This is a genomic window from Rhodococcus sp. 14-2483-1-2, from assembly GCF_002259405.1.
Classification (GTDB): Bacteria; Actinomycetota; Actinomycetes; order Mycobacteriales; family Mycobacteriaceae; genus Rhodococcoides.
In genome coordinates, this window is the sequence record NZ_NPFW01000022.1 from 159,324 (window position 1) to 170,517 (window position 11,194).

The 11,194-nt window shown below is 61.4% G+C and carries 10 protein-coding genes; 6 read left to right on the forward strand and 4 right to left on the reverse strand.

What is annotated here, in order from left to right:
* Positions 1 to 30: 30 nt before the first annotated feature.
* From CH295_RS21875 to CH295_RS21885, 3 genes are all read left to right on the forward strand, one after another.
* The gene (locus CH295_RS21875) at positions 31 to 1,572 is read left to right on the forward strand and encodes a fatty acyl-CoA synthetase (protein ID WP_094742172.1); all 1,542 of its coding nucleotides are present in this window, start codon (positions 31 to 33) and stop codon (positions 1,570 to 1,572) included.
* A gap of 142 nt (positions 1,573 to 1,714) precedes the next feature.
* Positions 1,715 to 2,455 (forward strand): helix-turn-helix transcriptional regulator, encoded by a 741-nt coding sequence (locus CH295_RS21880; RefSeq protein WP_170946020.1) that lies wholly within the window; start codon positions 1,715 to 1,717, stop codon positions 2,453 to 2,455.
* 885 nt (positions 2,456 to 3,340) lie between these two features.
* The gene (locus CH295_RS21885) at positions 3,341 to 4,420 is read left to right on the forward strand and encodes a GGDEF domain-containing protein (RefSeq protein WP_094741937.1); all 1,080 of its coding nucleotides are present in this window, start codon (positions 3,341 to 3,343) and stop codon (positions 4,418 to 4,420) included.
* 60 nt (positions 4,421 to 4,480) lie between these two features.
* Here CH295_RS21885 and CH295_RS21890 read toward each other — a convergent pair whose 3' ends face one another.
* From CH295_RS21890 to CH295_RS21900, 3 genes are all read right to left on the reverse strand, one after another.
* Positions 4,481 to 6,154, reverse strand: coding sequence for a cation:proton antiporter domain-containing protein (locus CH295_RS21890; RefSeq protein WP_252342138.1), 1,674 nt, complete (start codon positions 6,152 to 6,154; stop codon positions 4,481 to 4,483).
* Positions 6,155 to 6,363: 209 nt separating this feature from the next.
* The gene (locus CH295_RS21895; RefSeq protein WP_032398482.1) at positions 6,364 to 6,819 is read right to left on the reverse strand and encodes a tellurite resistance TerB family protein; all 456 of its coding nucleotides are present in this window, start codon (positions 6,817 to 6,819) and stop codon (positions 6,364 to 6,366) included.
* A 91-nt stretch (positions 6,820 to 6,910) separates the two neighbouring features.
* Positions 6,911 to 7,243, reverse strand: a complete 333-nt coding sequence (locus tag CH295_RS21900) for a hypothetical protein (RefSeq protein WP_037189280.1) — start codon at positions 7,241 to 7,243, stop codon at positions 6,911 to 6,913.
* 192 nt (positions 7,244 to 7,435) lie between these two features.
* On the opposite strand from CH295_RS21900, the gene CH295_RS21905 reads away from it, so the two are divergent.
* From CH295_RS21905 to pabB, 3 genes are all read left to right on the forward strand, one after another.
* Positions 7,436 to 7,774, forward strand: a complete 339-nt coding sequence (locus CH295_RS21905) for an RNA polymerase-binding protein RbpA (RefSeq protein WP_027497120.1) — start codon at positions 7,436 to 7,438, stop codon at positions 7,772 to 7,774.
* A gap of 280 nt (positions 7,775 to 8,054) precedes the next feature.
* Positions 8,055 to 8,444, forward strand: coding sequence for a chorismate mutase family protein (locus CH295_RS21910; RefSeq protein WP_230596206.1), 390 nt, complete (start codon positions 8,055 to 8,057; stop codon positions 8,442 to 8,444).
* A gap of 10 nt (positions 8,445 to 8,454) precedes the next feature.
* The gene (gene pabB, locus CH295_RS21915; protein ID WP_037189281.1) at positions 8,455 to 10,527 is read left to right on the forward strand and encodes an aminodeoxychorismate synthase component I; all 2,073 of its coding nucleotides are present in this window, start codon (positions 8,455 to 8,457) and stop codon (positions 10,525 to 10,527) included.
* Positions 10,528 to 10,582: 55 nt separating this feature from the next.
* Here the strand turns inward: pabB and CH295_RS21920 are convergent, their stop codons facing one another.
* Positions 10,583 to 11,179 (reverse strand): DUF8020 domain-containing protein, encoded by a 597-nt coding sequence (locus tag CH295_RS21920; RefSeq protein ID WP_037189282.1) that lies wholly within the window; start codon positions 11,177 to 11,179, stop codon positions 10,583 to 10,585.
* Between the last annotated feature and the right edge of the window lie 15 nt (positions 11,180 to 11,194).

The window sequence follows — 11,194 nt, forward strand, 5'->3', positions numbered from 1 at the left end:
AACAACACGAAAGTCGAAGGTGGACAGTTGATTACCATCTCACCCCGTGCCAACACCGTCGATTCCGTCCTTCATCGGAGCGCGGTGAGGTTCGAGTCGAGAATTGCGGTTGTCTTCGGTGACCGACAATGGACATACGGCGAGTTGGACGAAGCGGTGTCCCGAGCCGCAACGTGGTTGTTGGCTCGAGGCCTCTCGCGCGGTGATCGTGTGGCCACTCTGGGACACAACTCGGATGCGTACCTCATCGCATTTCTCGGATGTTCCAGGGCCGGTCTGGTTCACGTTCCGATCAACTCAGGCCTTGCGGGAGCAGAATTGTTATACCTCTTCGACGACTGCGAGGCCTCACTCGTCCTGGTGGACATGGACCTGATGGACAGACTCTCCGAGATGGATCCGAAGGCGACGGTACGCACACTTCACGGCGAAGGTGCTTCCTTTCTGACCGGTCTCGAGACCATCGATTCGGCCGAATCGGCTTTCGTAGGTGATGCCGCCGACACCGACACGGTGCAGCTTCTCTACACCTCGGGCACAACGTCGAAGCCCAAGGGCGCGATCATGTCTCATCGCGCGCTGACACACGAGTACATGTCGAGCATCCTGGCACTGGACTGCAACGAATTCGACCGCCCCTTGCACGCGATGCCGCTGTACCATTCGGCTGGGATGCACGTCTTTCTTCTTCCGTATCTGGCGGTCGGTGCCACCAACCACATCATCACGGTGCCCAGCATTCCGGCGATCATCGAACAGATGACGACGCACGAGCTCACCGCAGTGTTCCTCGCGCCCACTGTGTGGGTACCCCTGGTCAATCACCCCACCTTCGAGGCGTGCGGCCTGCCGACGCTGAGGAAGGCGTTCTACGGAGCGTCGATCATGCCTGCCGTCGCCCTCGAACGACTACGTTCTCATTGCCCGAAGGCAGGTCTGTACAACTGCTTCGGTCAGTCCGAGATCGGGCCGATGGCGACTGTTCTGCGGCCCGACGAGCACGCGGAGCGCCCGCTCTCGTGTGGTCGGTCGGTCATGTTCGTCGAGCTTCGCGTGGTCGACGCGCAGTTCGAGGACGTGGCAGCGGGGGAGATGGGAGAGATCCTCTATCGCTCACCTCAGCTGTGCGACGGCTACTGGAACAAACCCGAAGCGACGGCCGAGGCGTTTCACGATGGGTGGTTCCGTTCGGGCGATCTGGCGCGCCGCGACGAAGAGGGTTACGTGACCATCGTCGACCGGATCAAGGACGTCATCAACACCGGCGGTGTGCTGGTCGCCTCGCGCGAGGTCGAGGACGTGCTTTACGGACATCCTGCTGTCGCCGAGGTTGCAGTGATCGGCATGCCGCACCCGCGTTGGATCGAGGCCGTGACTGCATTCGTGGTCCGTAAGCCTGGAATGACGGTCGATGAAACAGAACTGATCACGCACGGGCGAACCGAGCTCGCGTCGTTCAAACTGCCCAAGATGGTCGTCTTCGTCGACGAACTCCCGCGCAACAGTTCAGGAAAGTTACTCAAGCGTCAGCTGCGCAATGGCGACGCGGTCGCAGCGCTGTCGACCCGATGAAAGTGGCGAATTCCCGCCTACCGATAGTGCTGCGACGTAATCTGAAAACGGACTATCGGTAACGAGATCGTGAGCGGCGAACGACATGTACAGATCTGTGAGCGATTCTGGTCGATCACCGACCGCGTCGACACCTCCAGAGGTGTCCGCGTGGCAGTACAAAGCCGTATTCGAGCTGCTCGAGGTGTGCCAGGACGCTCGCAGTTTGTCGGAATTCAAGGTGAGGCTCGTCGAGTCCTTGGGCGAGATGTTCGGATATGCCAACACCACATTCTTGCAGGGTGCGACATACGCGGACATATTCGACGATGCGAAGGCGGTGACGCAGGGCAGAACGACTGCGATTTTGGAGGAGTATCACGAACGGTGGAGGGACAAGGATATCTTTCGTCTGCCTGCCTCGGCCAAAGCGCTCGTGGGCGGATCGGTACTCAGCCACACCCAGATCGGTCGCATACCGGACTCCACGAAAAGTTATCTCAGCGAATTCCTGTACAGGCACAAGCTGCACAGCGTTTCTGCAATGCATCTGAATTTACCGAACAACGGCCACGCGCTCGTCGGCATCTTCGACTCCGCTGACATGGAACCGGACGAAACCGATCTTCACGTTCTCCGGCTCGTAGCACGTCAGTTGACCTGCATTGCACGAACCATGCCTTCGGATGAGCAGCGCGTGTGGCTGGACAGGCTGACGACGCGTCAGCAACAGATAGCAGCGCTCGTCGCCGAAGGTCGCACGAACGACGAACTGGCACTCGAACTCGGCTTCACCCTCGACACCGCGAAAAAACACGTCAGCCGAATCTTCTCGAGGGTAGGTGTACGTAACCGTGCAGAGTTCGTCCGTGAATATCACGCACATACGATTGTCCGACCGTAAGGTCGGCTCAGCGCGTTGCGGGTATTGCAGACGGAAGGCGCTGCCCATGGCCCTCGGTCCGAGTGTCACATGCTTATCGCCGAACGGCACGTATCCGCTCACGGGCTGGTGTGCAACGACGGAGTGACGCACCGAAGTGCCTGTTTCTCAGTGCTTCTCGGCGAATTAAGTCATTGTGGCCGATCCTGATGAGCAGTTACGGGCAAGCCTCGGACTTCGGAGGCGATGCGGTGCAGCGGCAGTACTCCATGACCAGCATGCATCGATGCGGTCGTCGGATACGTGGGAGTCGTTGCAAGCGAGCAACTTCGAGTTTCGAGTCGAGTTCGGAGTCGCTCCGATCTCTAGTCGCTTCGATCCCGCAAGTTTATCGGGGTGCATACCGGTATCCGGACAGGGGGCGCGTTTCAGCCAGTTGACATAATGTTGATTATCGGCAAAATATGGCCGCAGCTCGGAGGCCGTGTCGATGGTCGGCAGGTCATCTCGCGTGCGCTGATACATTCCGGGTAGGTCCTTGTCGCCTGTCCATCGGCAATCCGCTTTCTCGAGTGGCCTCCGGCCGTCATCCGTGGAGTTGCCCAGCAGGCGGCTGCTCGCCGCGAATCGATGGAATGCTCGGTATCGACGTAACCCGGGCGGCCCTTTTCTGGTCGCCTCCTGGGGTCGACTTCAGGTCCAGCTCCATCACATCGAATCGTCACTGTGACGATTCGATGTGATGGAGCGGAACTGCCATTTGTTGCCACCTGACATCGGCGATAATCGCTCGAGGCACAAACAGTCGTTGTGGTCAGTACTGGCCGATCGACTGGTCGAATCACCCGTTCCTGTTACGCTCCGAGGAATTGTTGCTCGGGGCAAAAACCAGCCGAAGGTCACTCGATGTTTGCCGTTCGTCCGTTCAGCTCGGCCTCGGGTCGAAATGCGTCACGCCCACGCGAGGACACGTCGGTGTCGGAGTTGTTGGATCTGGACGCGACTCGAACTCGCCTCATTCGATTGATCGTCGGCTTGGGTACGTTCTCGATCGGGCTCATCGGATTGCTCAGCGCACCGTCCGAGGAGTACAGCGGTTGGCGAGTGTATGCGGTGGTCGCCATCAGTCTGACCGCGTTTCCGGTCGCGCTGCGTTGGGTGTTCGGCAGATGGCCCGGCCGGCGTCTGCTGAGCGCGTTCATCGTGTATTCGGATATATCCATCGCGGTCAGTCTGGTGATGAAAGACACGGCGTTGACGGCAATGGGCGGAACGGTCTTGTTCGCTGTAGTCACGATGCTGGCCGTAATAGCGGTGCCGCCACTCCCCTGCGCCATACATATGCTTTTCGCTACGGCCATTCTGTCCGTCGTGGCCGTACGCACGGTCCAGGCCGACATCGCCAGCGGCTGGGTCGTCGCCGCACACAGCTTGACCATGTTGTTGATATTCGCCTCTCCACTGGTCTTGGTGGTGTACGTGAGCGAACTCCGTTCTCGTGCAAGAGAATCGCTGGTCGATCCGCTGACCGGTCTGCACAACCGTCGCGGACTGTTCGCCGCGGTTGCTGCCACCGCCATGGCGACGTCGGATGTCGAACCCAGGGTGATATGCGCCGTTGCCGCCGACGTCGACGGGATGAAGCGTGTCAACGACAACTACGGACACCACACCGGCGACGCCGTCCTCGTCGACGTTGCCCAGCATCTGCGAGCGTTGGCCGCAAACCGCTGGATCGTTGCACGATTGGGCGGTGACGAGTTCGCATGCATCGCCGTCGGTCGGCGTGCCGACCTCGCTGCTCGAACCGATGACCTCGTAGCGAGCCTGACACAGGCCCGGATGTTGTCCGGACTCACCGTCAGCGTCGGGTCGGCGGCCGTACACATCGACGCGGACAGCAATGTTCGGCAGTCTGCGCACGACGTACTGCGCATCGCGGACTCGGAGATGTATCGCGCGAAACGCAGTCGCTGGCCGGCGTGAGCAGGTGTCTCTCCCCTGGCCTGCGCCTTCCACTCGGCGTTGGGTGGTCACGCGCGTCGGTCACGGACGCTCCTCGAGAGGTACCGGTTCCGTTGTAGATCTGGGAAACTTCTCGGTTTCGGGCGTTCCGAGAGCGGGGTCGAATTCGTCGCCGACGGGATCGGGGGGCGTAGCACCCACCTGATCCGCCAACTCCAATCCCGCACCTGCGTAGACGTTGAACGCGATGTCCACGCCGTGCTCCTTGGCCCACTGCACTTCGTCGTCGTAGCGAGCCACGGCTGCGACCGTTCCACTGAATCCGGATTCGCGCAGACAGGCGAGTGCTGTGACGTTGGCACCGTGACGTGGCATCGCGAGCACGGCAATGCGGACCGACTCGGAATGCCGCAGTTGATTCCAGAAATCGAGATCGGTTGCGTCCCCCTCGATGACTCGCAGTCCTTGATCGGCGAGGCGGCGAATACGAGGCCCGTCGTAGTCGACTCCCACCACATCGAGACGGTAGTGATCGGTGAGTCGCTGATAGGCCGCGAATCCGACACGACCCATGCCGATCACGACGACCTCGGCGTCGCCGGCGTCGCCGGATCGCTCCTCGGGATGCAGGCTCTGCTCGTCCTGCTCGGGCAGACGTGTCGCGATCTTCTCGACCATCAGGTGTCCACGGCCGTTCACCAGAGCCGACGCGACAAAACTCAGAGCTACGGCGATCGACATTTCGACCAGCCATGCCGGTGCGAGGAGGCCGGTCGTCACACCTACCGAAACGACGATCAGACCGAACTCGGAGTAGTTCATCAGGCTCAGTCCGGCGAGGAGCGCGGTCCGATATCGCAACTTCATCATGGCGAACAAGCCCAGGTACAGGACGGATTTGAGTGGCAGCAGGAGCACCATGAGCAGGGCGACGCCAAGACTGGGTAGGTCCGGCAACCCGGACAGACCGATCGAGACGAAGAAGCCGACCAGGAGCAGTTCCTTGATGTGGAACAGCGATCGTGACAGTTCGGACGAGGCCGGATGCGATGCCAGCAACACACCGATGACCAGCGCGCCCAGGTCCCCTTTGAGTCCGAGGGCGGAGAACAATGCGTAACCCGGGACCAGCGCCATCACGATGCCGAACAGCGATTGCATCTCGCCGTGGCCCAGTCCGCTCCATATTCTCCGAAGGATCCGCGTCACCGGCCACAGCAGTACCAGCGTCACCGCCCATGGGCTCGGTAGTGAACCGCTGGTGATCGTGAGGAAAACCACGGCAACGATGTCCTGCATGACCAGGACACCGATCGCCACGCGCCCGTAGAGGGCGTGCGACTCCCCTCGCTCTTCGAGAACTTTGACCACGAACACTGTGCTCGAGAACGACATCGCAAAGGCGAGCAACGCTATCGTCGTCAGGCTCTGGCCGGACAACATGGCCAATCCGGCGACGGCGGCGAGCCACAGCACGGTGGTACCGACCACGATGCTCGCCACCAGATGCACCGAGGTCGTCAGCCACACCTCCCGGCGCAGAAGAATACGAACGTCGAGCTTGAGGCCGATAGCGAACAACAGCAGCGTCACGCCCAGATCGGCGATGAGCTCGAGCTGGGGCACCTCACCGACATCGAGCGCATTGATGACGAAACCGGCAGCGAGAAACCCGACCAGGGGAGGTAGCCGTACCACCATGGCAAGTCCGCCCAAACCGAAGGCGATGACGAGGTAGATCGCGGCAATTGTCATGCACGGTCCCTTTGCTGGTGGGCTGCAACCGGATCTCCAACGGATCGACGACATCGGCACATGCCGTCGGAGTGCCCCCAGTATCCCGGCATTGCGGGTATTTCACAGCGCACGAGTACCGACGAGAACGGCGATCGACGAAGTCGTCAGATGACTTCGTCGATCGCCGTGAGCACGATCGAGCTACCGGTCCCTCCGTGCGGAAGGTCTCAGAGCTCGAACTCGGCCGGATCGATTCCGACTGCGAAGCACGCATTGCGTACGGCAGCCTTCTCGTGATCGTCGAAATGCCCGTCCGCGCCGCCGATGATGATGCCGATCTGGATGACGGCTCGTGCCTGGTCGGGCTTCGACTTCAACTTGCCGATCGTCGCTGTCGCCTCGACCTTCCCGAAGTCGAAGTCTCCTTGCAGCTTGTCGCAGTACCAGTCGAACTTCTGCCGAAGCTCGTCGGGCTCGAACACCCGCAGGGCCTCGTTGCCGGCGATCAGGGATGCCGTTTTCTGGCGCTCGGCAGGATCGATGGTGCCGTCCGCCGCCGCGATCAGGGCACACATGGCCATGCTGCCGTTGGCGAATTCCTTGTTCTTGAACTGGCTGGTCTTGGTCTGCAGCTGGCCGTTCAATTCCTGTGCCTTGGACTTGAGTTGATCCCAGAACGCCATGGAGCTCCTCACTAGGTCGTACCGTCCGCGCAGTCGCACGGACGGTACGACCATTGTCCATGGAGTCGGTGAACGAGACGGGAACCGCAGTTCAGCGCAGCCGCTCTGCGTCGTGCGCCTTGGCCAACAGTTCGGCACACAGTCGGTGCAGTTCCGCGGCGTCGGCCCCTTCCGCCACCGCCGTGCCGACATCCTCGGCGGCACACCGAACCTCGAACGCTCGGTCGGCCGCCGCCGACACCTCCTCGGCGGTCAGCACGACGGCGTCGTCGGGAATCGACGTTCCCTTGATTGCGCTGCGCTGCTCGTAGGCGCGTTGACGGCACGATTGACGGCAGTACCGCCGCTTGCGGCCGGTTCCGGTGTCGGCGACCGGGCGCCCACACCAGGCGCAGGTCTGGTCGCGGCGGGTTCTGGCGGACATGGTCGTTCAGCCTACTGCGGTCGCGAGGTAAGATCGCTCGATAAGCTGCGCCGATGGGACCGCACCGGGGCTCATCGGCCCGGGAACGAACCGGCGCGCGGCGACGTTGTAGATCAGTGGGTAGACGGTGTAGTTCGATGTCGACGGATGGCTTCGACGCACGTACCTACTATCGATGGAGAGGACTTCACCATGGCAGATCGTGTACTTCGAGGTAGCCGACTGGGAGCGGTCAGCTACGAGACCGACCGTGATCACGACCTGGCTCCCCGCCGCGTTGCGCGCTACCGGTGCGACAACGGCGAGGAGTTCGACGTACCGTTCGCCGACGATGCCGAGATCCCCGGAACGTGGGCATGCCGCAACGGGTTGGAAGGGTCGCTGATCGAGGGCACCGCGCCGGAGGCCAAGAAGGTCAAGCCTCCCCGTACCCACTGGGACATGCTGCTCGAGCGTCGTTCGGTCGACGAGCTCGAGGAACTTCTCAAGGAGCGCTTGGACCTGCTGAAGGTGAAGCGCCGCGGCGCATGATTGTCGTTGCTCACTGCACCGCCTGATTGGAAACAATCCGGCGGTGCAGTTTTTTTATGTATTTCGAACCCATTAGATGTTTTCGCACGCTTTGTTGCATTCATTGTCGCCTGAGCAGGGATTCCAATTACGATCGAGTGGCGGCGTGACAGTCCGAGGTGACATCATCGAGTATCGGTTGTCACATAGGTGGACGATTCGTGAACGGTCGCCGTAACGGTTGTCGGAGAATACCGATAAACAGCAGCACCGGAGTCGATAAATCAGGGGGCAACAACTCGTGAGCCAGGATTCTGATCAGCGCTCGACCGACGCTTTGCGTACGGCGGCCTCCGAAGCGGAATCGGAAGGTCATCGTGCGGTCGGCGAGCAAAAGCTTGCGGAGTTGAGGCGCGAGTTGGACGGAATCGACGAAGTTCTTCGCGCTGCAATTCGAGATCGCATCGATGTGTGTGTACGTGTTGCACACGTAAAACGTGAACACGCGATTCCGATGATGCAACCGGGCCGCGTCGGGCTGGTGACCGAGCGAGCGAGAGACTTCGCATCGGCCAACGGTTTGTCTCCCGACTTTCTCGAAGATCTGTACCGATCGATGATTGCAGAGGCATGTCGCGTCGAGGATTCGATCATCGATTCTCCGCCGCCCGGCCTCGACAGTGAACGGTAGAAGCACCCCGATGACGATCCATACGCTCCTGGTGGACAATTACGATTCGTTCACCTACAACCTGTACAGCCTTCTGGCCGAGGTGAACGGTCGGCCGCCGACGGTGGTCAAGAACGACGTCGAATGGACGTCACTGGATTTCGATGCCTACGACAATGTCGTGATCTCGCCCGGTCCCGGGCGCCCGGATCTGGAGCAGGACTTCGGGATCAGTGCCCGAGTGATCAACGAGTCCGGTCTACCGATACTCGGCGTGTGCCTCGGGCATCAGGGTCTGTGTCATCTGTTCGGTGGCACCGTGGATCTCGCGCCGGCGCCGATGCACGGCAGGATCACCGACATCACTCATACCGGTGTGGATCTGTTCGCCGGGATTCCGTCGCCGTACTCGGTTGTGCGGTACCACTCGCTCGTCGTGACCCGTACCCCTGCCGACTTCGAGGAAGTCGCATGGACGCCCGACGGACTGGTCATGGCAGTTCGGCACCGCAGCAAGCCCATGTGGGGAGTTCAGTTCCATCCCGAGTCGATCAGTACCGAATACGGCCGTGAACTTCTCGCCAACTTCCGCGATCTGACACTGGCACAATCGAGTGCATCGAGTGCTGCGCGTACTCAGGATTCGATGTTCACCATCGAGACACGTTCGCTCGACGAGGCTTTCGATTCCGAGCAGGTATTCGAAGCCCTCTTCGCGGACGGCTCGAAGAGTTTCTGGCTGGACGGCAGCGCGGCTCTCGAACCCGACTGCAGGTTCACCGTCATGGGCGACTGCTCGGGTCCCCACGCTGAGTACGTGACCTATTCGGTTGCTGAGACGACGGTGACCGTGCAGGGTGCCGACGGTACGACCGAGCTCATCCACTCGACATTCTTCGACTACATCGACGACCGATTGCGAGAGCGGGCCACTCCCCCTCGGCACGACTTACCGTTTGCTTTCGGGCTCGGCTACGTGGGGTACCTGGGTTACGAACTCAAGGCGGACACCGGTGGGCAGCTGGTTCACACAGCTGCGACTCCCGACGCATCGATGGTCTTCGCAGATCGCGCGCTGGTGTTCGACCACGAGGCAGGCACCCTCTATCTGATGGGGTTGGCCACCACCCCCGGGGATCCTGTGTTGGCGCAGTGGTTCGACTCGGTCACCGACACCCTGCGTGGCCTGTCCCGAAAGGCCACCTCGGTCGACCGTGCGGGTGCGCCTGCGACCGGCACTCCCCTACTCGGAGCCGATCGGTCGCTCGAGCCCCGACTGCGCCACGACCGTGCCCACTATCTGGATCTGATTTCCCAGTGCCTTGCCGAGATTCGCTCCGGTGAGACGTACGAGGTCTGCTTGACCAACACGGCGACCGTAGCCGGTTCCATCGACGCAACCGCCACTTACTCGTACATGCGCGAGATCAACCCCACTCCGTACAGTGCGCTGCTGAAGTTCCCCGAGCTGTCCGTGTTGAGTGCGTCTCCGGAACGCTTCTTGCGCATCGACGCCGACCGCATCGTCGAGTCCAAACCGATCAAGGGAACGCGTCCCCGCGGGGCCACAGCGGAGGACGACAACGCACTCAAGGCGGACCTCGTCGCGAACGAGAAGGACAAGGCCGAGAACCTGATGATCGTGGACCTGGTGCGCAACGACCTCGCCCAGGTGTGCGTGCCGGGGTCGGTACACGTTCCCAAGCTGTTCGATGTCGAAACCTACGCTCCGGTACACCAATTGGTCTCGACCGTTCGTGGTCGCCTGCGCGACGACGCGTCCGCGGCGGACTGTATCCGTGCTGCGTTTCCGGGTGGATCGATGACGGGAGCACCGAAGATCCGCACGATGGCGATCATCGACAAGCTCGAAGACGGACCGCGGGGGGTGTACTCGGGTGCCATCGGTTACTTCTCGATCACCGGCACCGCGGACTTCTCGATCGTCATTCGCACGATCGTGGCCACCGAGCACGAAGTGACCTACGGGGTGGGTGGCGCAATCGTGGCACTGTCGGATCCCGACGAGGAATTCGAGGAGACGATGGTCAAGGCTGTATCGATGCGCCGAGCGCTGACCGGGCGAACCGCGAACAGCGGGTAGAGCACACGCGCTCCACCCGCTGTTCGTAGATCCTTCGGCTCGAGGCCGTCCTGCCTTACGGAGTGGTGAAGTATTCGAACACAGCAGGCTGGGCCTGCGGGTTTCCGTTGCTGGTGCCGATGACTGCGCCGGCCACCGTACCGATGACGGTTCCGATGATGCACCCGGAGATGAAGTTCGGGAAGATCGACACACAGCCGATGGCGAAACCGAGGCCTGCGCCGATCGCCGTGCCGACACCGCCGCCGTTGTTCCAGCCGATGGCGAGCTGATTGACCATGTTGTCGAATGCCTGCTGCTTGGTCCGCGGACCTGCGACCTCGGCGACGGGAACCGTCTGCGGAGTCAACGTCAGTTCGCGGCCCTCGGCACCGATCAGCGGTGCGATCGAATAGACGGTGCCGTTGATGGTGTACTCCAGCGGAACAGATGCAACCGTGGCGCCGGCCTGGTCGATGATGGACACGGTCTCGCTCGTGGCATCGACCCGGAACAGTCCGGCATCGAGGACGGTGGTGACCGTTCCGTCGGGGTTGACCGACGTCTCGTAGTTCACCGGGTCCGACGACGGGTCTGCCACAGCATGGCCTGCACCGGTGGCCACCGCAGCGGTCAACGCCACCGCTACCGTTGCTGTTCTGATCAGTTTCACTTCTGTCCCCTGGTG